General features: G+C 37.5%; 20 protein-coding genes and 1 pseudogene. 17 read left to right on the forward strand and 4 right to left on the reverse strand.

All coding sequences use genetic code 11. The features are described 5' to 3' along the window. Window positions 1-38: 38 nt before the first annotated feature. From AC6ER9_RS04790 to AC6ER9_RS04865, 16 genes and pseudogenes are all read left to right on the forward strand, one after another. Window positions 39-1,208 (forward strand): annotated as a pseudogene (locus AC6ER9_RS04790) (Vomp family autotransporter); the annotation flags it as partial. A gap of 17 nt (window positions 1,209-1,225) precedes the next feature. Continuing rightward, window positions 1,226-1,780, forward strand: coding sequence for an invasion associated locus B family protein (locus AC6ER9_RS04795; protein WP_497075280.1), 555 nt, complete (start codon window positions 1,226-1,228; stop codon window positions 1,778-1,780). Window positions 1,781-2,697: 917 nt separating this feature from the next. Then, complete coding sequence (locus AC6ER9_RS04800) at window positions 2,698-4,005, forward strand: Ppx/GppA phosphatase family protein (protein ID WP_497075224.1); 1,308 nt, start codon at window positions 2,698-2,700, stop codon at window positions 4,003-4,005. Window positions 4,006-4,034: 29 nt separating this feature from the next. Continuing rightward, window positions 4,035-4,763 (forward strand): RlmE family RNA methyltransferase, encoded by a 729-nt coding sequence (locus AC6ER9_RS04805; RefSeq protein WP_497075225.1) that lies wholly within the window; start codon window positions 4,035-4,037, stop codon window positions 4,761-4,763. A 171-nt stretch (window positions 4,764-4,934) separates the two neighbouring features. Then, window positions 4,935-5,960: a GTPase ObgE gene (obgE, locus tag AC6ER9_RS04810; RefSeq protein ID WP_497075226.1), complete on the forward strand. Its 1,026-nt coding sequence runs from the start codon at window positions 4,935-4,937 to the stop codon at window positions 5,958-5,960. Between the two features lies 1 nt (window position 5,961). After that, window positions 5,962-7,101, forward strand: a complete 1,140-nt coding sequence (gene proB / locus AC6ER9_RS04815; RefSeq protein ID WP_497075281.1) for a glutamate 5-kinase — start codon at window positions 5,962-5,964, stop codon at window positions 7,099-7,101. Window positions 7,102-7,146: 45 nt separating this feature from the next. Beyond that, window positions 7,147-8,403 (forward strand): glutamate-5-semialdehyde dehydrogenase, encoded by a 1,257-nt coding sequence (locus tag AC6ER9_RS04820; protein ID WP_497075227.1) that lies wholly within the window; start codon window positions 7,147-7,149, stop codon window positions 8,401-8,403. Window positions 8,404-8,432: 29 nt separating this feature from the next. Next, window positions 8,433-9,026, forward strand: coding sequence for a nicotinate-nucleotide adenylyltransferase (locus tag AC6ER9_RS04825; RefSeq protein ID WP_497075228.1), 594 nt, complete (start codon window positions 8,433-8,435; stop codon window positions 9,024-9,026). A 110-nt stretch (window positions 9,027-9,136) separates the two neighbouring features. Next, window positions 9,137-9,526: a ribosome silencing factor gene (rsfS, locus tag AC6ER9_RS04830; RefSeq protein ID WP_497075229.1), complete on the forward strand. Its 390-nt coding sequence runs from the start codon at window positions 9,137-9,139 to the stop codon at window positions 9,524-9,526. Between the two features lies 1 nt (window position 9,527). Next, window positions 9,528-10,010: a 23S rRNA (pseudouridine(1915)-N(3))-methyltransferase RlmH gene (rlmH, locus tag AC6ER9_RS04835; RefSeq protein WP_497075230.1), complete on the forward strand. Its 483-nt coding sequence runs from the start codon at window positions 9,528-9,530 to the stop codon at window positions 10,008-10,010. Between the two features lie 96 nt (window positions 10,011-10,106). Then, on the forward strand, window positions 10,107-11,387 hold the full coding sequence (locus AC6ER9_RS04840; RefSeq protein WP_497075231.1) for a murein hydrolase activator EnvC family protein: 1,281 nt from the start codon (window positions 10,107-10,109) through the stop codon (window positions 11,385-11,387). Beyond that, window positions 11,377-12,687, forward strand: coding sequence for a S41 family peptidase (locus tag AC6ER9_RS04845; protein WP_497075232.1), 1,311 nt, complete (start codon window positions 11,377-11,379; stop codon window positions 12,685-12,687). The genes AC6ER9_RS04840 and AC6ER9_RS04845 overlap by 11 nt, the downstream gene beginning before the upstream one ends. A 39-nt stretch (window positions 12,688-12,726) precedes the next feature. Continuing rightward, a complete protein-coding gene (locus AC6ER9_RS04850; protein ID WP_497075233.1) occupies window positions 12,727-13,248 on the forward strand; it encodes an RNA pyrophosphohydrolase in 522 nt (173 codons plus the stop codon). Between the two features lie 98 nt (window positions 13,249-13,346). Beyond that, window positions 13,347-13,907, forward strand: a complete 561-nt coding sequence (locus tag AC6ER9_RS04855) for an invasion associated locus B family protein (protein WP_497075234.1) — start codon at window positions 13,347-13,349, stop codon at window positions 13,905-13,907. A gap of 336 nt (window positions 13,908-14,243) precedes the next feature. After that, window positions 14,244-14,537, forward strand: a complete 294-nt coding sequence (locus AC6ER9_RS04860; protein WP_497075235.1) for a YggT family protein — start codon at window positions 14,244-14,246, stop codon at window positions 14,535-14,537. Between the two features lie 22 nt (window positions 14,538-14,559). Further along, entirely contained in the window at window positions 14,560-14,874 is a 315-nt protein-coding gene (locus tag AC6ER9_RS04865) for a DUF167 domain-containing protein (protein WP_497075236.1), read from the forward strand. A gap of 53 nt (window positions 14,875-14,927) precedes the next feature. Here the strand turns inward: AC6ER9_RS04865 and ppa are convergent, their stop codons facing one another. From ppa to mgtE, 3 genes are all read right to left on the reverse strand, one after another. Then, window positions 14,928-15,458: an inorganic diphosphatase gene (gene ppa, locus AC6ER9_RS04870; RefSeq protein ID WP_497075237.1), complete on the reverse strand. Its 531-nt coding sequence runs from the start codon at window positions 15,456-15,458 to the stop codon at window positions 14,928-14,930. Window positions 15,459-15,534: 76 nt separating this feature from the next. Beyond that, window positions 15,535-17,355, reverse strand: a complete 1,821-nt coding sequence (typA, locus tag AC6ER9_RS04875) for a translational GTPase TypA (protein ID WP_497075238.1) — start codon at window positions 17,353-17,355, stop codon at window positions 15,535-15,537. Window positions 17,356-18,502: 1,147 nt separating this feature from the next. After that, window positions 18,503-19,879 (reverse strand): magnesium transporter, encoded by a 1,377-nt coding sequence (mgtE, locus tag AC6ER9_RS04880; RefSeq protein ID WP_497075239.1) that lies wholly within the window; start codon window positions 19,877-19,879, stop codon window positions 18,503-18,505. Window positions 19,880-20,869: 990 nt separating this feature from the next. Here mgtE and AC6ER9_RS04885 point away from each other — a divergent pair. Continuing rightward, window positions 20,870-22,894, forward strand: coding sequence for a M3 family metallopeptidase (locus AC6ER9_RS04885; RefSeq protein WP_497075240.1), 2,025 nt, complete (start codon window positions 20,870-20,872; stop codon window positions 22,892-22,894). A gap of 381 nt (window positions 22,895-23,275) precedes the next feature. On the opposite strand, the gene AC6ER9_RS04890 is transcribed toward AC6ER9_RS04885, so the two are convergent. Beyond that, window positions 23,276-24,352, reverse strand: coding sequence for an SGNH/GDSL hydrolase family protein (locus AC6ER9_RS04890; protein WP_497073698.1), 1,077 nt, complete (start codon window positions 24,350-24,352; stop codon window positions 23,276-23,278). Window positions 24,353-24,354 lie beyond the last annotated feature (2 nt).

The raw sequence follows: 24,354 nt of genomic DNA on the forward strand, positions 1-24,354 counted from the left end.
TTGCAGCAGCCTTTGCCGGTATAAATAGTTCCTTCACGCAGCTTCATAATACTATTTCCGACAATATTGAGCAGAATGCGTTGTTGTGGAGTGATGAAGATCAAGCTTTTGTAGCGCTTCATGGGAAAGGAGAGCACAGAAGTAAGAGCAAATTGAAGTCACTTTTAGATGGTGACATTTCAGAAGGTTCTAGTGAAGCGATCACGGGAAATCAGCTTTATTCTTTAAATCAGACGTTAGCGCTGTATTTAGGAGGTGGAGCGAGCTATGAAGGAGGGCATTGGAAAGCGCCTGAATTCAAGGTTGCACAATTCAATAGCGATGGTGGTTCGTCAGATAAGAAGGTTTATAATGATGTCGCTGGTGCCTTTGAAGGTGTTAGTGAAGGTATGACGAGTATCAACGATCGTATTACGGAGGTTGCGAACAATCTTGATACGAATGGCTTGAATTGGAATGAAGACAAGGGCTCGTATGATGCTGGTCATAAAGGAGAATCGAGTAAGATAACGAATGTTTCCGATGGTGCGGTAGAAGAAGGCTCGAAAGATGTTGTAAATGGCGGTCAGCTTTGGGATACGAATAATAGGGTTAGCAAGGTTGAAGACCGTGTAGATACGATAGATCAACATGTAAAGGATATTGAAACGGCCGTGACCGATGGCGCAGTTAACTATGACAAAGGAGCGGATGGTAAGAAGAGCAATAGCATCACGTTGGTCGGCGGTGATGAAAGTGCTCCGGTATTAATAGACAATGTGGGTGATGGTAAGATCGAGAAAGGCTCACATGAAGCGATTAATGGTGGTCAGTTGCATGATTATACGGAAGAGCAGATGAAGATTGTTCTTGATGATGCGAAGAAATATACGGATGAACAAGTAAGTAGTCTTGTCGACAATGGCGTTAACGAGGCGAAATCTTATACGGATATGAGGTTTGATACGTTGAGTTATGCGATTGAGGATGTTCGCAAAGAGGCAAGACAAGCGGCAGCTATTGGTTTGGCAGTTTCTAATTTACGTTACTATGATATACCAGGGTCTTTAAGTGTCTCATTTGGTAGTGGTTTATGGCGGAGCCAATCAGCATTTGCTTTTGGAGCTGGTTATACATCTGAAGATGGAAATATTCGCTCGAATGTATCTGTTACAAGTGCGGGAGGCCATTGGGGTATTGGTGCTGGGATTACTCTGAGGTTGAGATGATAATAAAAAAGAAAAGTATGTTCATGAAAATTCTGTTCGCTCTTGTCTTAATAGGCAAGGGCGAAGGTTCTGCTAACGAGAATAATAGTGTTTATACAGTTCATCCACCACACTTATCGATACCTAAGGGAGAACCTGGTGAAACACGTCGAATTATTATGCAGTTTTATGACTGGACTTTGATTTGTGATGAAAAACAAAAGCTTAAACAAGGTATATGTAATGTAACGCAGACTGTTCATGATCAGGAGGGAAATACTATTTTTAGTTGGTCTCTTGTTTCTACAACAAATGGTCAAGCAGTAATGCTGTTTCGAACATTACCAAATTCTGATATAAATGTTCCAATTCAAATGTTTGTGAAAGGTGTTAAAAAACCTATTCTTATTCGTTATACACAATGTAATGAAACGGTTTGTTTAGCACAATCACCTATAGGTCCAGTTTTGACTAAACAAATAGAGCAGAATAATAAAGTACGTATTTCCTATAAGATTAAAGAAGGAAAGGTATTTTCTTTTACTGTACCATTTAAAGGGTTAAACGCAGCACTTAATTCTTTGCGCCGTTAGAAACCCATCGAATATATTAATAAGAGTTATTTTGTTATAAATCGTTGCATTATATATTTTTTAATGTCAATGATAAGGTCAAACAAGTAAGAAGTTTCGTGTGATATGACTGAGAGGTGATTTATTCGAAAGAGTGAGCATTTTAAGAAGTTAAATTCACGATAAGTTATTTATATGTAATAGAAAATGATTACGTTTGTTATTAGAAGAAAAAATATTAGAAATACTCAATTTTAAATAAAATATGGCTATTCTCACAATAGGGATGAAGTCAAAGTCCTTTTTTAAGCTTCATATGGATTTTTATAATGATTTGATTAAGCACTAATATTTTTCAATTGAAGTTTTATAATAATAGATAAATTTATAAGCCTAGAGAATCTTTTGAGCGATAGTTTTTCTTTCTATTCATGCGCTAACAGCTATTGGAATTTCATTTTGTAGGACCCTGGAATTTTTATTCCAGTATAATCGAAACCATTGTGTTTCATGTAACAAACGAGGCTCCATGTGTGGATAAAACTATTGAAGAAAAAAGTAAATTTTTTCTTATAACCTATTTAAATACAGGTTATTTCAACCTCAGGCGTTAGTAAAGAGTATGATAATGCTGGTTTTACCATAGAGTATGCTTTGTATAAACGGTATAAAAAGAGCGTATAATGTACAAAATTTATGTGAACGTAAACGATTAATTTATAGTTTTAAGTTTATAAAGAAAAACATTACTTTATGAATACAACCAAAACATTATACACAATCTGAATGATGTGAGCATGGAAAATTTTGATGATGAGAAAAAGGGGAATAGTTTCTTATATTTTATCATTTGATGCCACATTGTTGCTTTATTTAGGAATGAGCTAAAGATTTTTTTGCGTTTATTTATTGGGGGAATCGCTCAAGGGATAAGAGAAATGACCCTGTTAAATTATGCTTCAAAAGAGTCAAAGCAAGGAGAATCATATGATACAGAAGAAAATCAGTTGTATGATCGGTGTGGGAATAAGAAAAGTAATCATTCTGCATTGTTACGAACAGAGCCATGCTCTGCCCTTGTTGATATAAAGAAACAACAGAAAAAAAATTATAAACAAAAACAGTTTTTAATTCAATCTAAGACAGCTTTTGAGTTTCACCGTCAGACAATGATAGGTTCTCAAAAAACAAAAAAACGTCAAGCATCTTTTTTTCGACGGTTTTCTCAAGTAAAATTTCCACCTCTTTATGCGGCTCTTGATTTGGGAACAAATAATTGTCGTCTTCTTATCGCATCTCCTAGTGAACCTGGAAATTTTCGTGTTGTTGATGCTTTTTCTCGTATTGTACGATTGGGAGAAGGTTTGATAAGTAATGGCTTTCTTAATACACAAGCTATAGATCGTGCGATTGAAGCATTAAAGATTTGTCATTTAAAGCTAAAACAAAAGCATATTAAGCGTTATCGCTTGGTTGCAACGGAAGCTTGTCGTTCAGCAGAAAATGGTAGACATTTTATTCAGCGTGTTTTGGATGAGACAGGTCTTGAATTAGAAATTGTTGATCGGCAAACCGAAGCACGTTTTGCTGTTACAGGATGTAGTACACTTATTGAACCAAATACTGAGGCAATTGTGCTTTTTGATATTGGAGGAGGATCATCAGAAATTGTGCTCCTTGATGTTTCTCAAAAACGTTCTTTTCGTTTAACGAGACAAATTACTGCTTGGACTTCTCTTCCGGTTGGTGTTGTTACGCTTGCTGAGCGTTTTGGAGGGCATAATGTTAGTTTAGACGATTTTGAAAAAATGAAAAATTATGTGCGAGAGTTGCTAAATAATTTTTCAGATCGTCATAAATTAGGAAAGTTAGCGCAAGGATCGAAGTTTCATCTTTTGGGAACCTCTGGTACAGTTACGACGTTAGCGGGGATATATCTTAATTTAGAGCGTTATGATAGAAGAAAAGTGGATGGCATTTGGATGACTGATGCAGACATTACACTTATGATAAAACGCTTATTGTCATGGGATATAGAAAAACGTATCACAACTCCTTTTATTGGACGAGAGAGAGCAGATTTAGTTTTAGCTGGTTGTGCAATTTTAGATGTTATTCGAGAGGTTTGGCCAAGTCAGCGTTTAAGAGTTGCTGATCGTGGGGTAAGGGAAGGAATTTTGATAGAGTTGATGTTACGTGATGGTGTGTGGTGTCGTCGTAGAAAGAGCAAAGATTTCAAGTATTAGAGAGTTCAATGTGGAGATAATGAATAACGATGAAAAAAATAACAAAAACTCCAAGGGGTGGCTATGGAGGTTCAGGATCCCATGAATTATATCAGCGTGTCAAAAAGAAAGCTGGGACCATTAAGGCTTCGTCACGGCGATGGTTAGAAAGGCATTTGAATGATCCTTATGTTCATCAATCGAAAGTAGATGGTTATCGTTCGCGCGCGGCTTATAAACTCATTGAAATTAATGAGCGTTATAAGTTTTTGAAAAAAGGTCAAAAGGTTATTGATCTAGGAGCAGCACCAGGAGGGTGGTGTCAGGTGGCTGAGCGTATCGTAGGGTCAAGTAATGAAAAGCCTAGTGTCGTTGGCATTGACTATTTGCATGTCGATCCATTGCCTAGAGTTGCGATGTTGGAAATGGATTTTTTGCATACAGATGCACCGCAGAAATTAATTGAAACTTTAGGGACAAATCCGGATGTGGTTCTTTCTGATATGGCTGCACCAACAACAGGTCATCGTCAGACGGATCATTTAAGAACGATTTATTTATGTGAAGTTGCGGCTGATTTTGCTCTTTCGGTTCTTAAGCCTGGGGGGCATTTTTTAGCAAAGGCGTTTCAAGGAGGAGCAGAAAATACGCTTCTCGCAGTATTAAAACAAAATTTTCAAAAAGTTTATCATGTTAAACCACCTGCAAGCCGATCAGAATCAGTGGAGCTTTATCTTCTCGCACTTGAGTTTAAGGGAAAAACAAACATACAAGAATAGCGTCTTCTTTTAAGAAGACTTAAACTTTATTTAACTTATTTAAATTGTGATTTTTTCTCAAAGAGTTATCAGCAATAGGGATAGTTTTTCTGTTATCAATGATGAAAAACTGGTAAAATTAATGTATTGCCTATAGAGGTAGAGAAACTAATTCCTCAGTGAGTGCTTCCAATGAAATTTCTTGATCAAGCTAAAGTTTATATTCGTTCTGGGAATGGAGGTTCTGGAGCTGTATCATTTCGTCGTGAAAAATTCATAGAGTTTGGAGGACCTGATGGAGGGAATGGGGGGCGGGGTGGTGATGTCTGGGCTCTTGTTGTTGATGGACTTAATACGCTGATTGATTATCGCTACCAACAGCATTTTAAAGCAAAAACAGGGGGGCATGGCAAGGGGCGTAATATGACGGGTGAAAAGGGTGATGATATCATCCTTAAAGTGCCAGTTGGGACACAAATTTTTGAAGAAGATAATACAACATTAATCTGTGATTTAACACAAGTTGGACAGCGCTATCGCCTTGCAAAAGGAGGGAATGGCGGTTTTGGCAATCTTCATTTTACAACATCGACAAATCGGGCTCCACGTCGTGCAAATCCAGGTTTGGCTGGAGAAGAACGTGCAATATGGCTTCGTTTGAAGTTAATTGCTGATGCGGGACTTGTTGGTTTACCCAATGCTGGAAAATCAACTTTTTTAGCTTCTGTAACGGCAGCAAAGCCAAAAATTGCAGATTATCCTTTTACCACTCTCCATCCTCATCTTGGTGTTGTACGGATTGATGGTCGTGAATTTGTTTTGGCTGATATTCCAGGGTTAATTGAAGGAGCCCATGAAGGGATTGGAATTGGAGACCGTTTTTTAGGACACGTGGAACGTTGTCGCGTACTCCTTCATTTGATTTCTGCTCAAGAGGAAGATGTAGCAAAAGCCTATCAAATTGTGCGTCATGAACTCGAAGCATATGGACATAGTCTCAGTGATAAGATTGAAATTGTTGCTTTAAGCCAGATAGATACCCTCACCGTTGAAGAGCGTAAAGCTAAACAGGAAGCTTTGCAAAGAGTAGCGGGTCAACCTGTTATAATGTTTTCTGCGGTTAGCCGCGAAGGTTTAGAAAATGTGCTGCGGGCTGGTGCACATATTATTGAAATGTCACGTAAAGAGGAGATTGGTGGGGATAGCAGGATTGATTGAGATGACTGTTGAATTGCAAAAACTCACACACTATAAACGTATCGTGGTCAAGATTGGATCTGCACTTTTGGTTGATCCTCAGACAGGTTTACGCGTTGAATGGCTTAAAAGCTTGATCCATGATGTTGTTGAATTGCACAAAGGAGGCGCAGAGATATTGTTGGTGTCTTCCGGCGCCATTGCTTTAGGAAGGACCTTGCTACAGCTTCCTAAAGGAGCTTTGAAACTGGAAGAAAGTCAGGCATGTGCAGCTTTGGGGCAAATTGAATTAGCAAAAACCTACGGTGATGCGCTTGCACAACATGGACTCAAAACAGGGCAAATTTTGCTCACTTTATTTGATACGGAAGAGCGAAGGCGTTATCTTAATGCACGTGCGACGATTAATGTGCTTTTACGTTTTGGAGCAGTACCTGTTATTAATGAGAATGATACTGTTGCGACAAATGAAATTCGTTATGGTGATAATGATCGTTTAGCTGCACGTGTGGCAACAATGATGGGGGCGGATCTTTTAATACTTTTATCTGATATTGATGGTCTTTATACAAAGTCTCCTCATTGTGATCCGACGGCTGAATTTATTCCTTTTGTGGCGTCCATTACGCATGAGATCGAAAAAATGGCAGATGGTGCTGCTTCAGAGTTTTCACGAGGCGGAATGAAGACCAAGCTTGATGCTGGAAAGATAGCGAATGCTGCTGGAACAGCAATGATTATCACGTCAGGCAAACGCATGAATCCTCTTGCGGCGATTGATAAAGGTGAACGCAAGACTTTTTTTGCGGCAAGTAAGAAGTCTGTCAATGCTTGGAAAACATGGATTTCTGGTCATTTAGATCCGTCTGGTATTTTGACGATTGATCAAGGAGCCATTAGGGCTCTTGAAACAGGGAAATCATTATTAGCAGCAGGGGTTATTGCTGTTAAGGGAAATTTTCAGCGTGGGGATACGGTTGCTATTGTTGATACAAATGGAGTTGAGATTGCGCGTGGACTTGTAAACTATGACAAAGATGAAGCTGTACGTATTATAGGACATAAAAGCGAAGCAATTGAATCGATTCTTGGGTATGAAGCGCGCTCTGCGATGGTGCATCGTAATGATATGATTTTACGCCGCGTAACGAGTTTTGTTTAAAAAAGTTGTTTTTATTTTGATTGTTTTGGCAAAGTGGATGGTACAATGACTTTAGAAGAACAAATGAAAGATATGGGGCAAAAAGCACGCACTGCTGCGGCAGTGTTAGCCGTTGCTTCTTCTGAGCAAAAGAACAATGCATTAGAAATGATCGCTTTAAGCTTAGAGTCTTACTCAGATGAAATTTTACGGGCGAATTGTCTAGATTTAGAGAAGGCTTCTCAGAATCATTTGAAAGCCGCAATGGTGGATCGGCTCAAATTAGATGAATTGCGTTTGAGTGCAATAATAGATAGTGTTCGCCAAGTTGCGCGTTTGTCTGATCCTATTGGGCAGGTCATGAGTGCGTGGACACGCCCTAATGGGCTTCATATTAGTCGTGTACGGACACCTCTTGGTGTTATTGGCATTATTTATGAAAGTCGTCCAAATGTTACTGTTGATGCGAGTGCTTTATGCTTAAAAGCGGGTAATGCTGCGATTTTGCGTGGTGGTTCAGATAGTTTTCATTCTTCACATGCTCTTCATTGTGCGTTGGTAAAAGGTTTAGAACGTTCTGGTTTACCAAAAGATGCAATTCAAATGGTTAAAACAACAGATCGTGCTGCCGTTGGGGAGATGCTCAAAGGATTGGATGGAGCGATTGATGTGATCGTTCCACGTGGTGGGAAGAGTCTTGTTGCGCGGGTTCAATCTGATGCACGTGTTCCAGTTTTTTCTCATTTAGAGGGACTTTGTCATATTTATATTGATAAATCGGCAGATGTGGATATGGCGCGCAATATTGTTTTAAATGCGAAGTTACGGCGGACAGGGGTATGCGGTGCTGTTGAAACGGTTCTCATTGACAGACAGGCATTAAAAAAGTTTCTTCCTGTTTTGATGGCTTTACAGGAGAAAGGGTGTGAAATCCGTGCTACGAAAGATATTGCATTTCTTATGCCAGATGTAAAATTAGCTTCTGAAGAAGACTGGTCACATGAATATCTTGATGCTATTCTTTCTGTTAAAACAGTTGAGGGGATTGAGGGAGCCATTGCTCATATTAAGCGTTATTCATCAGGACATACGGAATCGATTATTGCTGAGGATACGGAAGTGGTGAAGAAATTTTTTAATCATTTGGATTCAGCTATTTTATTGCACAATGCGTCCACACAATTTGCTGATGGAGGTGAATTTGGTTTTGGAATGGAAATTGGTATCGCAACAGGAAAAATGCATGCACGTGGCCCTATTGGTGTTGAACAACTAACATCATTTCAATATCATGTTAAAGGAAATGGTCAGGTTAGAGCTTGAAAAATCCATTTTTTCCATGGAAAGATCGTATGCCACATGTTGAAAGATCCAATGTTGTGGGTCTTTTTGGTGGTTCCTTTAATCCGCCGCATGCGGGGCATCTTCTTGTTGCCAAAATTGCTATTCGTCGTTTGCATCTGGATCAATTATGGTGGATGGTCACTCCAGGAAATCCTTTAAAGGACTGTACACAGTTACTCCCTTTAGAAGAGAGAATGCGATTAAGTTTTAAACTTATTGACCATCCGAAGATTCGCTTAACAGCTTTTGAACAAGCTATAGGAAGCAAAGTATCAGTCGATACAATTTTTCATATTCTTACCCATTACACTGGTGTAAATTTTGTATGGATTATGGGAGCCGATAGTTTTACAACGATTCATCATTGGTATCGATGGCGTGATATCATCTCTATGCTGCCCATTGCAATTATTGATCGTCCTTTAAACAATAGGTCAGCTCTCTCGTCTCCTATGGCACACATTTATCATCAGTTTCGTTTGGATGAGAGAAAAAGTGGGCAACTACCTTTTATCAAACCACCAGTTTGGACTTATTTGCATGGACCTTTATCTTTTCAATCTTCAACCAACCTTCGTTTGAAAAAGAATGATTTTTCTTGAACAATTTATAAGTTTCTGCTTTTCTTTGGAAAAATCTCTCTTTTTATATTTTATAACAATAAGAAAGGAATATTGATCTGAAAAACATTGCACAAAATCGCTCTTATAGTATGAAACCTTTAACAGAAAAAAAAGTTTTTTCTGTGGGTGAGAGTCTTGAAATTATTCTCAAAAGTTTAGAAGATACAAAAGCAGAAGATATTGTTGCTATTAATATTCAGGAAAAGTCATCTTTAGCTGATTATATGATCATAGCTTCAGCAAATTCGCAGCGTCATGTATCTTCTGTTGCTGATCATTTGTTACGCACTTGGAAAGATAGTGGGCAGGGACTTGCGTATGTAGAAGGGCTTTCTGGAGGTGATTGGGTATTGATTGATACGGGTGATATTATCATCCACCTTTTTCGTCCGGAAATTCGTCTTTTTTATAATTTAGAAAAAATATGGATGGCTCCAGATTTAAATAATACACCATCGATTCTCTTCGGAGATCATTAAAATGCAAATTTCTATTTTTGCTGTTGGTCGTATGAAAAGCGGAGCGGAGCAAAAATTGGTTCAACATTATTTGGGTCGTTTTTCTAAAAGTTCTGGAGCTATAGGATTTCATTTAAAAAAGTTACAGGAAATACCAGAAAGCCGTGCTCAAACAGCGTGTCAACGTATGGAGGAAGAGGGCAGGAGACTTATTGAATTTTTACCTGAAAAATGTCGATTAATTGTGTTGGATGAGCGAGGAGAGTTGATTTCTTCAGTTGCTTTTGCTGAAAAATTGGGGTGTTATCGTGATGAAGGTGTTCGAGATGTCGTCATTGCTTTAGGGGGGCCTGATGGGCATAATGAACAAATAAGAAATCGTGCTGATTTTCTGTTATCTTTTGGTTTTATGACGTGGCCACATCAAATTGCACGTATTCTTCTTACAGAACAGCTTTACCGTGCCGTAACAATTGCAAATCATCATCCATATCATCGTTTTTAAATATTTTTTTCAATTTTTAGCACTTATTTATATATTTATTAATATAGTTTTAGCCGACACCATTTAAAGCATTTCTCGTGTATACGATGAGGTGTGATGGTTGGCAAAATGAAAAAACTTCTTCATAGAAAGATGCTCTATTTATATGGGGAATACGTGATATTTGTCATTTTGCTTTTGAGTATATTTTTTTGCTTTTCTGTATCGCATGCGGAAGATACAATGAGTAGTACGGCGGCACATAAGGCTTTGGGAGAAATTCGTCAAAATATTTCACTTTCGCGTGAGCGTGTTATTTTTCTTACGCGTCAAGTTGAGAATTTAAAAAAAGATCAACGTGTTTTGAGTGATGCACTCATAAAAGCTGCACAAGAAGAGCGGAAAGTTACAGATGATATTGCTGAAAGGGAAGAAAAGCTTAAAAAAATGATAGAAACGCGGGTACAAGTCTATCAAAGTTTAAAAAGTCGTCGCACTGAATTTGCAGAAGTTCTTGCAATTTTAGAGCGTATGGGATTAAATCCCCCTCCAGCTCTTATGATACAGCCAGAGGATGTGTTGGCTTCTATGCGCAGTTCTGTTTTATTAGGGGCTGTCATTCCTCAGATGCAGGAGAAAACACGAGATTTAACAGAAAAACTCAAGGAGTTGACCAATTTAAGTAATTCCATTACTACGGAATATACAGCGTTAAAAATAAAACTGCAAAGTCAAGCAGAGCAGCGAAAACGTCTAGAGCTTTTATTAGACCAAAAAAATAAACTACAAAAAAAATCAGAAAAAGAACTTACAGAACAGCAACAAAAGAATATGGCTCTTGCTAGAAAAGCGCAGTCTTTAGAAGAATTGATTTTAGAGCTTGATCGTCAGTCAAAATTGAACTCTGATGCATCGCTACAAGTCCGGAAAAGTTTACAATTGTTAGAGCAGTCTAATTTTGAAAGCCGAAAAGGTTCTTTACTTTTTCCTGTTTCAGGAAAAAGAATAAAGCACTCTAACAAAAATTCGCAAATTACGCGCTTTGGTGAAATGATAGAAACAGAGTCAGGAGCTGTTGTTATATCGCCTACGGATGCTTTTGTTGCTTTTGCTGGGCCATTTCGTTCTTATGGACAATTGATCATTCTCAGTGTTGGAAATGGTTATCATATCATTCTTACGGGAATGTCGAGAATTAATGTAAAACAGGGGCAGTTTGTTCTTTCAGGTGAGCCTCTGGGTATGATGGAAATGCAATTTATTGCAAATAGTGTTGCATTGGATATAGGAAAAAATTCTCCAATGCTTTACATTGAGTTTAGAAAGCAGGGAAAGCCTGTAAATCCAACTCCTTGGTGGCAGACTGAAAAGATAAGAAGGAGCCAAAATGATTCGTAAAGTTATTCTTTTGGTCGCTGGGGTATTGCTCGGCGCCTGTTCAATGATTATGGTGCAGTCTGTTGCTGCGGATAATGAAGATAATGCCTATAAAAAACTATCCATATTTGGCGATGTTTTTGAGCGTGTGCGTAAGCAATACGTCACAGTGCCAGATGATAAAAAGCTCATTGAAAATGCTATCAATGGTATGCTGTCATCACTGGACCCCCACTCATCTTATTTGAATGCTGAAGAAGCTAAAGATATGCGGGATATTACGAAAGGAGAATTCGGAGGTCTTGGTATTGAGGTCACTATGGAAAAAAACTTAATTAAAGTTGTTTCACCAATGGATGACACTCCTGCTTCGAAGGCAGGTATTCTAGCAGGAGATCTTATTTCAAAAATTGATGATGTACAAACGAATGGTCAAACATTGAATGAAGTTGTTAATAAGATGCGAGGGGCTCCTGGAACACCAATTACCTTGACAATTATTCGTTCTGGCGTTGATAAGCCATTTGAAGTCAAGATTGTTCGTGATATTATCAAGGTAAAAGCGGTAAAATATCGCGTTGAGGGGGATATTGGATATTTAAGAGTTATCCAGTTTTCTGAGCAGACCTTGAGTAATCTTCTGGCGGCAATTAAAGATATCCAATCTAAAATTCCTGAAGATAAGCTAAAAGGTTATGTCCTTGATTTGCGGCTTAATCCGGGAGGTCTTTTAGATCAAGCTGTTAATGTGTCGAGTGCTTTTCTCAATAAAGGTGAGGTTGTGTCAACTCGTGGACGCAAAAAGAGTGATGTGACGCGATTTGATGCTAAGCCGGGTGATGTTACAAATGGAAAACCACTCATTGTTCTTATTAATGGAGGTTCGGCAAGTGCTTCCGAAATTGTTGCAGGGGCACTACAAGATCATCGTCGTGCAACAATTTTAGGAACGCAGTCTTTTGGTAAAGGGTCTGTTCAAACGATTATTCCTTTGGGTGAAAACGGAGCTTTACGCTTAACAACAGCACTTTATTATACGCCGTCAGGCGCCTCTATTCAAGGAACAGGGATCACACCTGATATTATTGTAGAGCAACCACTTCCTGAAAAATATAAGGGTTATGATGTAAAAATTGGTGAATCTGCATTAAAAGGGCATATCAAAGGGAAACGAGAAAACAAGAAAGGATCTGGTTCAGCTGCTTTTGTTCCCAAAGACCCTAAAGATGACATTCAATTGAATGAGGCTTATAAACTGTTACGGGGTGAACTGGTCAATGCTGCCTTTCCACCAGACCCCAATAAGGATATATTAAAATGAGAAACGATATTGATAGCTTGCATTTTTGAGGGATATTAAATGGATGCAGGTATTAATTTGAAGACTCTTCCTTATCGCAAATGTGTTGGAATTGTTGTCTTTAATCGTGAGGGTAAAGTTTGGGTTGGGCGTCGTTTAATGACGCCTGCGCATGCAGATATTGACATATCTCATCGTTGGCAGCTTCCTCAAGGAGGAATTGATGGAGGTGAACAGCCATTAGATGCAGCCTATCGAGAACTCTATGAAGAAACGGGTATTCGATCTGTAAAGTTGATCAAAGAAGCACAAAATTGGCTCCACTATGATTTTCCACAAGAACTTGTTGGAAGCACATTAAGCAACAAATATCGTGGGCAAATGCAAAAATGGTTTGCTTTTCAGTTTATGGGAGAGCTTTCTGAAATTGCAATTAATCCACCGCCAGATGGTAATAAAGCAGAATTTGATCAATGGAAGTGGATGGATCTAGAAATGCTTCCTTTAATTGTTGTTTCTTTTAAAAAGCATGTTTATATGAAAGTAGTTAGCGAATTTCGAGGTAGCTTTAGACTATTATAAAAGCTATAGATTATGAGAAAGCTATTTTATTAAGGTGCTTTATAATATTTATAAATAATAAGCATGTTTCTCTTTTATGTAAAGAACAGGAATATAAAATGAAAAAGTTATTTAATTTACTTATAGTTTTTACTCTTTTGAGTATTTCATCTGTTGCGTTTGCAACAAATTCAAAGCCTTCTACATCCAAAGATGCAGCGGAAACATTGCCAAATGGCGCTTCTTCTTTAACTGAAACCTACGGGTTATGGACCATTAACTGTGGATTACAAGAAGGAAAGAAAATTTGTTTTATGCACCGTCAAGAAGTCAATGAGCAGGGGCGTGTTGTTGTGGCTATAAGCCTTCTTCTCAATTCTGAGGGTGTTGTCTCTGGTAATTTAACTGTTCCTTTTGGCATTTTGGTTTCGAAGCCTGTTCGTTTACAAGTTGATGAGGGAAAAACTGTTATTGAAACCGGTATACGGACTTGTGTACCGGCAGGTTGCATGGTTCCAGTTGTTTTTGACAAAAGTCATGTAGCAGCTTTACGTTCTGGCAAAAAGTTAAAGTTGGCAATGACAATCGCTGCCGCAGGAGAACCAGCTTTAAATGATTTATTTGTTCAACTCGATGGTTTTAGTAATGCTCTTAACCGTTTGACTGCTCTGCAGAAGTAATTAAAAAATAAAAGCGGCCTTTTAAGGCCGCCTTTAGTTTGAGCATATAGATTATTGATTAAAAAGATGAGATTTAAGATTAATTCTATAAGGAATATTCAGCGCTTTTAAAATTCTCAGATTATTTGCTGTTTTTTCTATTTTTACACACTATTTTTAATTTTGATATTTGTATTTTGGGGTCATCGTCATTAAATAGAAAGACGAAGAATTTTGGCTGTTTAGTTTTTTATTCATGGGATGTTGGGATATAAAACTATTTATTCAATATATAGACTCATTTTAATGAAGGCTTTCTGTCCACTTTTTTATTTCCTTGATTGAAAGGGATAACGCATGGTTTATGCATTGCTTCAAACGATTGATTTGATGTTTGATATTTATATTGATATTTTAATCGCCAGTGTTATTTTTTCTTGGCTTTATGTCTTTAATATCATAAATTCGCGTCATCGCTTTGTTGTTTTGATAGGAAATTTTCTATATCGCCTTACAGATCCAGTTCTAAGCCGCATTCGGCGGATTTTACCAAACCTTGGAACGATTGATATTTCACCTATTGTGGTATTTATCCTTATTTATTTTATTCGTACTTTCATGTGGCATGCTTACGCAAACGCGTATCTATAGAAGCATTATTTGGGACGGATACATGTTTTATCAAGTTGATAAAAATAGCTTTGTTTTGTTTGTATACCTCATTCCCAAGTCATCAGTTGATAAAATAATAGGAGTTGAATGCAAAGATGGTGAGAAACAATATCTGGTTATACGTCTTCGTGCCGTTCCTGAAGATGGAAAGGCAAATAAAGCTCTCATTAAATTTCTTGCGAAGCAATGGAAAGTTCCATCTTCTTCTATTTCTCTGAAAAGTGGTGCAACATCTCGCTACAAACAACTTTACTTTTCAACACATTTAGAAGAGCTAAAGCAGATATGGCAATTCTTTAAAGATGGTATCTCGTAGGAAAAACAAATAATAAAGCCTATTTTTTAATAGGCTTTATTTTATAAAAATTATTATATTTCTTTATTGCGCTCAACAGCTTGTTTGATCAATTCATGAGCAAAGCTTTTATCACGCCATCCTTCAATTTTAGCCCATTTTCCAGGTTCCAAATCTTTGTAATGTTTGAAGAAATGTTCAATTTGCTTGAGTGTAATTTCGGGAAGGTCTGTGTAGTCATGAATATTGAGATAGCGCTTTGTTAATTTTGGTGTGGGGATGGCAATAATTTTTTCATCTTTACCACCATCATCTTCCATAATCAGCGCACCGATGGGGTGAACATTGATCACACAACCAGGAAGGAGAGGGCGGGTATTGCAGATAAGGACGTCAATAGGGTCACCATCCTCTGAAAGCGTATGAGGAACAAAACCGTAATTTCCAGGATAAACCATTGAGGTATGAAGAAAACGGTCAACAAATAACGCACCTGACTTTTTATCCATTTCATATTTTATGGGTTCTCCCCCAACAGAGACTTCCACAATAACATTAATATCTTCTGGTGGATTGTTGCCCACGGGTATTTCCTTAATATTCATAGAGACATCCTTTCTTAAGATAGAGCGAGTCTTAGTACAGCCAAATGTTTTATCAAAGAGATTTCTGAAATTAGCTTTAAATTGATGACCGTGTTTTTTCAAAACGTTTACGTTCATTGGGATCAAGATAAAGCTTACGAAGACGAATATTTTTAGGGGTTACCTCCACAAGTTCATCATCTTGTATCCATGATAAGGCACGTTCTAATGTCATTTTAATGGGAGGCGTTAACTTTACGGCTTCATCTTTTCCAGAAGCGCGCATATTAGTGAGCTTTTTTCCTTTTAAAACATTGACTTCTAAGTCGTTATCCCGCGAGTGGATGCCAATAATCATACCTTGATAGACTTTTACACCGGCATCAATGATCATAGGTCCACGATCTTCAAGATTAAAGAGAGCATAAGCGACAGATTCACCGTTGTCATTTGAAATCATAACACCATTAACACGACCGGCAATATCTCCTTTGTAAGGCTCATAACCATGGAAAAGGCGATTCATAATGGCTGTACCACGGGTATCGGTTAAAAGTTCAGATTGATAACCAATGAGTCCTCTCGTTGGTGCGTAAAAAACAAGGCGGACACGATTCCCTCCAGAAGGACGTAATTCCACCATTTCGGCTTTACGTTCAGACATTTTTTGTACAACAGTGCCAGAATATTCTTCATCAACATCGATAACGACTTCTTCGATTGGTTCAAAAGTGGTCCCATTTCCATCTTTTTGCATCACAACACGTGGACGTGAAACACTAAGCTCAAACCCTTCACGGCGCATATTTTCAATCAGAACCGCAAGTTGTAATTCTCCTCGTCCTGAAACGTAGAAAGAATCCTTATCGGCTGATTCTTCAATTTTAAGAGCAACATTGCCTTCTGCTTCTTTTAACAAACGATCACGGATAACGCGGCTTGTTACTTTATCCCCTTCCGTTCCGGCAAGGGGACTATCGTTAACGAGAAAGCTCATCGTAACAGTGGGGGGGTCAATTGGTTGAGCAGTCAAGGGTTCATTAACAGTAGGATCACAGAACGTATCCGCAACAGTCCCTTTTTGTAGACCTGCAATTGCAACAATATCACCAGCATTTCCTTCTTCAATAGGTTGTCGTTCTAACCCACGAAATGCTAAAATTTTTGAGATACGCCCAGTTTCTAAAAGCTTTCCATCTTGTCCAAGAACCTTGACATTTTGATTAGGCTTTAGAGAGCCGGAATGAATACGCCCTGTAATAATTCGTCCCAAAAATGGATCAGCTTCAAGAATAGTTCCAATCATGCGAAAGGGTCCTTCTGCGACACAAGGAGAAGGAACATGTCTTGTTACAAGATCAAATAAAGGCCCCAATCCTTGATCTTTTGGTCCCTCAGGGGCCTCAGCCATCCATCCATCGCGCCCAGACCCATAAAGAATAGGAAAATCAAGCTGTTCATCGGTTGCATCAAGAGCGGCAAAAAGGTCAAAAACCTCATTAATGACTTCATCAACGCGTGCATCGGGTCGATCAATTTTATTAATAGCAACAATAGGACGCAATCCTACTTTCAATGCTTTGCCAACGACAAATTTTGTTTGTGGCATTGGTCCTTCAGCAGCATCAACAAGTACGATGGCACCATCAACCATGTTTAAAATACGTTCAACTTCTCCACCAAAGTCAGCATGTCCTGGTGTATCGACAATATTAATTCGGGTATCTTTCCAAACAACAGAGGTTACTTTCGCTAGAATTGTAATTCCACGTTCTTTTTCAATATCGTTTGAATCCATCATGCGTTCGCTTGTACGCTGATTATCACGGAAGTTTCCTGATTGCTTGAGAAGTCCATCTACAAGCGTTGTTTTCCCATGGTCAACGTGGGCAATGATGGCAATGTTACGCAATTGCATAAATTTTCTTCTTTTCGTTTAATGAAATTTCATTTGAGGCAAAGTCTTTACATTCTTTGCCTGACTATTAAAAAACCTTTTACATGTTTTTTTATCATTTTGGAAGACGGAGTCCATATTTTTATGGCAAAACGATACACCTAGGTTTTGAATGCTCTATTGAGAGTTAATTGGTGCGGTTTCATAAAAGAATTTTTATAATATGGGGTGTGTTGTTATTCTCGAGCTGAAGAATTATCCATACCTCACCCTTAATTGGAGCTTTATCAATATAACGCAAGGAATTTATGTGAACGTCTACAAGAATAAGTGAGGTTACAGCGAGGTGTGTTATGTTTATTGTTTTACAAAGAGATTGATAAAAGTTCGAAATATCTCTTAAATCTTATAGCTAATCTATTAATTGCTTTACGACATTGTCACTCTCAATAATGCTTTTGCTTATTCTATAGCTAATGAATCAACATACAGATTTAATGCCACTGATATTTGAGATAAATATTGAAATGATGAAGAGTTTTATATGAAGTTCCAATTTTGTATACTAAATTAGAGGAAGTGTTATTATTTTTTATTGATTTATAAAACGGGAACATAGCCTGATTGATAAAGTCAAGGATCTGAAGAAAAATTCTTTCTTTGTCGATATTTTAATTCAAATTTATAGTTTCAAAAACACTACATTTAAAACCGGAAAGAGTGTCTTGTTCTCTCTCTAAAAGGGGGGACATGACAAACAGAACAAATATACTTATTGTTGCACAGTTATGACTTTGATTTTAAAGAGTGATACCTTAACACTACGCATCTATTTCGTGATGGGCTTGTGGTATAATATAAGTGTATGATACATGATCAGAGTTTTTATGAAGCGTATAAAGGCCATTGGACAGCATTTTAATTACTCTTTTCTCGAAGTTTCTAGCCACACACTTATCTTGCTTTTAGATAGACAAGAAGGAAGATTTATGATGAGGTAGTTTTACAGTATTCGAAGTTATAATTTAATATAAAAATATCTTTATAAAGCAATGTATTATCTATGAAATGGCGCACTGGAAAACAAATACTAGAGCTTGTTTTTAGGGAAAGATCTGAAGAGATATGACAAGATTTTTCCCTAGCGAATTGTTTTTACTTCACACATTTAAAGAAGTTTTCCGGACAAAATGAGGGAAGCGACAGAAAAATAAATTATAATGCCCATGACATCAACTAAAGTGGCTACAAAAGGAGCAGAAGCACTTGCTGGATCAAATTTTAAACCTTTAAGAACAAAAGGTAGCATAGATCCAGAAAGAGAACCAAATGTCACGATCCCGACTAAAGCTGTGCCTACTGTTGTTGAAACAGCAATCCAATGTTGGCCATAATCATAGATACCGAGTTTTTGCCAAAGCGTAATGCGCATAACGCCAATAATTCCCAGTAAAAGACCAAGGGATAGTCCTGTTGGAATTTCACGAACAATAACTTTCCACCAGTCTTTCAGCGTGAGTTCACGTAAAGCCAACGCACGGATAATAAGAGATGTCGCCTGTGAGCCAGAATTTCCTCCAGAGCTCATAATGAGAGGAATAAACAGAGTAAGGATAATCGCTTTTTCAAGTTCTGTTTCGAAATATTGCATAGCGCTTGCGGTTAACATTTCACCAACAAAGAGTAAAGCGAGCCAACCGCCGCGTTTTTTCATCATTTCAGGAAACTTGATTTGCATATAGGGCTTATTAAGCGCTTCCATACCCCCAAATTTATAGGCATCTTCATTCATCTCATCGACCATAGTATCAAGTACGTCGTCAACGGTTACAATGCCAATGACATGGTTATTTTCATCAACGACGGGCACAGAGAGAAGGTCATGACGCTGGAAAAGGCGCGCAATATCTTCATGGTGTGTGAAAGGCGATATTGTAACCGGTGAGTCATGAGTACGGACATTAAGAATTTGTTCATCAGGTGAGGCAAGAATAAGATTACGCAGTGAAACAGCTTTGAGGAGAATCCCTGTTTTAGGGTCAATCACATAGCTAGTATAAACTGTTTCACGTGTTCGCTCGACCTCACGAATGTGATCCAAAGTTTTTTGTATAGTCCAATTTGAAGGAACCGCTATAAACTCTGTTGTCATCAGTGCTCCTGCTGTATGATCAGGATAACTGGTGAGTTTTTTAAGTTCAGCACGCGTTAAGGGTTTCAGCAAAGCATAAAGTCGCGTGCGGGTTTCTTTATCCATTTCTTGAAAGACGTCTGCAGCAGCATCTGCAGACATGCCATCAAGAATTTCAACGGCGCGATTTATGGGCAGAAGTTCTAAAATTGCAGCAGGTTGCTCAAGCTCTGGTTTATCAAAAAGTTCGATAACATACTCAAGAGGCAGAAGACTAAGAATAGTTACACGCTCCATGATATCGAGGTCATTGATGATATCAATAGAGTCTGCAAAATGCTGACTTTTTAATTTTTCAGCGAGAGCTTCAGGAGAAAAATTTTTAAAATCGAAGGTCGTTTTAATTTCAGTCATGATAAAATACCTCCTGAAGAGTTGGAGAATTGTCAATCTAGATAATAGATGAGATAAAAAATAAAAGCTTATGGAAGATTCGAAAAAAAACCTCCCCGACTATACTCCCAATTGTTAATATTTTAAGTAAAGTCAAGGGAAAAATATAAATTATAAACAATTTTCTAAATTGCTTAAACGAGAATACAGCTTAATTTAAAGATAATATAAAGGTGTAAATATAAAAATTAATTTTCATAATGCTTTAATGTAGTTGTGCGATTTTCAAAAGATTTTACAGTTGTATCTGGAGTTGGAGATTATACTTTTCTTTAGAATTTTGTTTTTTACGTTTTTTTAATAGAAGTACATCTTCCAATGTTACAATAGGCTTTGGCACTTGAGAGGGAGGGGCCATTTTAGTCTTTTCTTTCTTAAACGTTTTCATGGGAGTATTTCTCAAAAAAATAGAATACTCTTATGTTACAAATTCATACACTTCTTTTAAAAAATATCTCGCTGGACACGTTACACATCATTTCATGATGCTACGCGCAAATGGTATAAAATCTATAAAAGATTATCATCTTTACGTTTAAATAAAAGGTAAAAGCTGGTATCATCAGACTGTTTTCCAGCTCCCAATATTATAACAGCGCTTGTATTTTAAAAATTTATAAGAAGCATTTTTATGTTTTTCTTCAAGTATTCTTATCAATAGGCAATTTCATTTGTGATGTATATGAGCGAATAATTTTTATTACTTCGATATAATATGGTTCAGAATAAAAGAATCCTACGATATTTCAGTTTCTCATTCAATATAAAAAACGATAAATTATCATTATAAATCAAATGGTTTATTTGATAATTGTAGAAATATTTATTTTTTTATTCGATAGAGCTTTGAAAAGTCATTTCGAAACGCGTGAAATAGTCTTAGTATATTATCAATTTGTGTCGTAAAGATAATGATGACAGCTTAAATTTATAATGGAGATATAACGTATTATGACAACAACAGCAGTGCTGGACTGGAAGGGATTTTCAGGTCTTCCTGATTTTTCTTCTATAGGAGATGAAGATTTTAAACCTGCGTTTGAACAGGCACTTCAAGAAGCTGAAGAAGAATTAGAAGCGATTGCGATGGTGCAAGAGCCACCAACGCTTGAGAATTTTTTGCAACCTTTTGAGCTTTGTGGCAAAGCACTTGATCGTGTCTGTTCAGTATTTTTCTTGCGCACCAGTGCTCATACGAATGCGTTGATTCAACAGCTAGAACAAGAGTTCGTTGTAAAACTTTCCCGTTATTCTTCAAAAATAATGATGGATACGCGGATATTTGCAAAAATAGATGTACTTTATCAACAGGCACAGCAGGGCCTATTTGAGAGTGAAACAACACGCGTTCTGGAACTGTGGTGGAAAAAGTTCATTTGTCATGGTGCAAAACTAGATGATAAAGCTAAAAAACGGCTTGTGGAAATTAATGAAAAACTTGCTTTTTTAAATGCTACTTTTGGGCAGAATGTCTTAAACGATGAAGCTGAGTGGATTCTATTTTTAAAACAAACAGATTTATCCGGTTTACCGGAAGATCTTATTGCTTCAATGAAGGAAATTGCGTGCGAACGAGGCCATGAAGAAGCCTATGCATTAACACTCGCACGCTCGATTGTTGAGCCTTTTTTAAAATTCTCTGATCGTCGTGATTTGCGTGAGATTGCGTTCCAAGCTTGGGCTAAACGTGGTGAAAATAATAACAAGAATGATAATCGAACCATTATTTTAGAGATTATTGCGCTTCGAGATGAGCAGGCTAAATTATTGGGATATCAATCTTTTGCAGATTTAAAACTCGATAATACCATGGCTAAAAGTGTTGATTCTGTTATGAATTTGCTTATGCCTGTATGGGAGCGCGCAAGAACGAAGGCTTCTAGTGAGCAAAGTGAACTACAAAATTTTGCCAACAATCAAGGAAGCAATGAATCTTTAGCTGCTTGGGATTGGCGTTATTATGCTGAAAAGCTTCGCACTAAAAAATTTGCTTTCGATAGCGCTGAAATTAAATATTATTTTCAACTGGACCGTATGATTCAAGCGGCTTTTGGAGTCGCAGAAAAACTCTTTAGCATTACCTTTGAAGAAAAAAATGCTGTTGCACTTTGGCATCCTGATGCACGTTTGTGGAAAGTAAAGAAATCTGATGGAAGTTTACTTGGGCATTTCATAGGTGATTATTTTGCACGTTCTTCAAAACATTCTGGTGCATGGATGAGCCAATTACAATCGCAGCATAAATTGGATGGTGGACAAAGACCGATTATCTACAATATTTGTAATTTTGCTAAACCTTCTAAAGGGGAGCCTGCTCTTTTATCGCTTGATGATGCTCGGACACTTTTTCATGAATTTGGGCATGCATTGCATGGTTTGCTTTCTGATGTTACATGGCCCTCTGTAGCGGGAACATCTGTTTCACGTGATTTTGTTGAACTTCCCTCTCAACTTTATGAACACTGGTTAACCGTACCAGAGATATTAAAATCTTATGCTATACATACAAAAACAGGGCATCCGATGCCACAAGAGTTGATTGATAAAGTTTTAGCGGCGCAGACATTTAATGCGGGATTCTCAGCAGTTGAATTTATCTCATCAGCTTTAGTGGATATGGCTTTTCATCAAGGAGAAAAAGTCACGGATCCAACAGTCTTTGAACGTAAAGAATTAGAAAAATTGCAAATGCCTGATACAATTATTATGCGTCATCGTCCTCCACATTTTATGCATGTGTTTGCAGGGGATGGTTATGCTGCTGGTTACTATTCTTATATGTGGGCAGAAGTACTTGATGCCGATGCTTTTCAAGCATTTGAAGAAACAGGTGATGTCTTTAATTTAGAGCTTGCTGATCTTTTAAAGCGTTTTATTTATTCTGCTGGGGGAAGCCGCGATCCAGAGGAACTGTATAAAGCTTTTCGGGGACGGATGCCTTTACCAGAGGCAATGATGAACAAACGTGGACTATAAGCTATAACGGTATGGTTAATACCATGCTGTTTTTTGGATAATAGATTGATTTATAATGATAATATAGCGTTATTCAACTTGGATAAGAAACCCGAATAACGTAAGATTCTCTGATCTCAAATTTGTTTATCTTGAAACAATCAAAATCACTTGTTTACACATCACAGGCGGGTGGGCCATGTAGGGCAAAATTGTATAAGCAAGAAATAAAAATGGCGCTTATGAATCGTTTTAAGCGCTAAGGGCTGTTGCAACATTGGATAGGGTTGCGATTAATGCAAGTCTTCTCTTCAATATGGCTATATTATAGCTCTATAAAAAGAGTATTTTATCTTCTTTTCGTTTATGGAAAAAAATGACAATTTATATTTTTAAGAGATATTATGGGAAAGAAAAATTATCAGCGCGATCTTTTTGATGCCCATTTGGTGGAATCCATGATTTTTTGATAAAGCTTGACATTCTTTTTCCTAAGAGGTGGGTATTTTGTTGTGCCATATCATCCAGACTCATTGGAGATTGACGCATAATATGACTTAGCGTTTGTTTATCTGAATCTTGTATGAGTTTTTGAATAGCTTTATCGGTTGAGTATGGCTCTTCATGAGAAAGGGTATGAAAATTTAAAATATTGTTCAATGGTTTTTCTAAATAAGAGGCGAGTTTTTTCTTTCCCTCAGAGGTGAAATGAATGCCGTTATTGGTGCGTAATTTGACGATTTTTCCATTGATATCATCGCCTGAAAAAGAAAAGATTCCTTCTTTATCACTAAAGCCGTTCCAAATATCGAGGAAATAGCCACCCGCTGTTTCTGTTTCTTGTTTGTAGAGCGCATTAAAAATTTTCATTTTTTGTGTCAAAAGGTCGTTGCCAAAAGAAGGCTGACCTATCCATATCCACGATTTTCCAGAGGCATGAAGACTTTCAGCAATTTCAATAATTCTTTGTTTGTAGATGCGCATCCATTCTGACTGATCTGTGTTAATTATGCTATCAGAGTCCTTGATCGGTTGATTATCATTGGCACCGATCATCATGATAATGACATCGGGGTTATTTTGATTAATGAGTTTAGAAATATTGCTTTGCCAAGAATAATAATCTATTCGCACGAGACCGGAAGCGGGCATTGTGTTGTTCATGATAACGATATCATTATTATCCGTAAAAAATTTTTTGAGTGCGTCGGCAACAGCAGAAGCTGTAAAATCCCCTATAACAAGAATGCGCTTTGCATACTCGTTTTTCGGTTTTTTTATGTTTTTTTGTGTTACGATTTTTTTTGGCGGCTTGCCTATTTTTTGTTCTATAATTTGCGGTGGTTGTTGTGTCTGTTTGTTTTGTTGTGACAACCATTTAAAGAAATTGGTCGCGTGACTTGGGGATGGCTGTATGATCCCCATACCAGCAAGTAAAAAAAGCCATAACATCCAGTATAATAGACGAAAAAGAGACAAAA

The organism is Bartonella sp. SL317, from assembly GCF_059687655.1.

What these genes read in the sequence shown, in the direction of transcription:
- AC6ER9_RS04795 (WP_497075280.1), top strand. Translation starts at nt 1,226, where the DNA reads ATGTTCATGAAAATTCTGTTCGCTCTTGTCTTAATAGGCAAGGGCGAA.
- AC6ER9_RS04800 (WP_497075224.1), top strand. Translation starts at nt 2,698, where the DNA reads ATGACCCTGTTAAATTATGCTTCAAAAGAGTCAAAGCAAGGAGAATCA.
- AC6ER9_RS04805 (WP_497075225.1), top strand. Translation starts at nt 4,035, where the DNA reads ATGAAAAAAATAACAAAAACTCCAAGGGGTGGCTATGGAGGTTCAGGA.
- obgE (WP_497075226.1), top strand. Translation starts at nt 4,935, where the DNA reads ATGAAATTTCTTGATCAAGCTAAAGTTTATATTCGTTCTGGGAATGGA.
- proB (WP_497075281.1), top strand. Translation starts at nt 5,962, where the DNA reads ATGACTGTTGAATTGCAAAAACTCACACACTATAAACGTATCGTGGTC.
- AC6ER9_RS04820 (WP_497075227.1), top strand. Translation starts at nt 7,147, where the DNA reads ATGACTTTAGAAGAACAAATGAAAGATATGGGGCAAAAAGCACGCACT.
- AC6ER9_RS04825 (WP_497075228.1), top strand. Translation starts at nt 8,433, where the DNA reads ATGCCACATGTTGAAAGATCCAATGTTGTGGGTCTTTTTGGTGGTTCC.
- rsfS (WP_497075229.1), top strand. Translation starts at nt 9,137, where the DNA reads ATGAAACCTTTAACAGAAAAAAAAGTTTTTTCTGTGGGTGAGAGTCTT.
- rlmH (WP_497075230.1), top strand. Translation starts at nt 9,528, where the DNA reads ATGCAAATTTCTATTTTTGCTGTTGGTCGTATGAAAAGCGGAGCGGAG.
- AC6ER9_RS04840 (WP_497075231.1), top strand. Translation starts at nt 10,107, where the DNA reads ATGGTTGGCAAAATGAAAAAACTTCTTCATAGAAAGATGCTCTATTTA.
- AC6ER9_RS04845 (WP_497075232.1), top strand. Translation starts at nt 11,377, where the DNA reads ATGATTCGTAAAGTTATTCTTTTGGTCGCTGGGGTATTGCTCGGCGCC.
- AC6ER9_RS04850 (WP_497075233.1), top strand. Translation starts at nt 12,727, where the DNA reads ATGGATGCAGGTATTAATTTGAAGACTCTTCCTTATCGCAAATGTGTT.
- AC6ER9_RS04855 (WP_497075234.1), top strand. Translation starts at nt 13,347, where the DNA reads ATGAAAAAGTTATTTAATTTACTTATAGTTTTTACTCTTTTGAGTATT.
- AC6ER9_RS04860 (WP_497075235.1), top strand. Translation starts at nt 14,244, where the DNA reads ATGGTTTATGCATTGCTTCAAACGATTGATTTGATGTTTGATATTTAT.
- AC6ER9_RS04865 (WP_497075236.1), top strand. Translation starts at nt 14,560, where the DNA reads ATGTTTTATCAAGTTGATAAAAATAGCTTTGTTTTGTTTGTATACCTC.
- ppa (WP_497075237.1), bottom strand. Translation starts at nt 15,458, where the DNA reads ATGAATATTAAGGAAATACCCGTGGGCAACAATCCACCAGAAGATATT.
- typA (WP_497075238.1), bottom strand. Translation starts at nt 17,355, where the DNA reads ATGCAATTGCGTAACATTGCCATCATTGCCCACGTTGACCATGGGAAA.
- mgtE (WP_497075239.1), bottom strand. Translation starts at nt 19,879, where the DNA reads ATGACTGAAATTAAAACGACCTTCGATTTTAAAAATTTTTCTCCTGAA.
- AC6ER9_RS04885 (WP_497075240.1), top strand. Translation starts at nt 20,870, where the DNA reads ATGACAACAACAGCAGTGCTGGACTGGAAGGGATTTTCAGGTCTTCCT.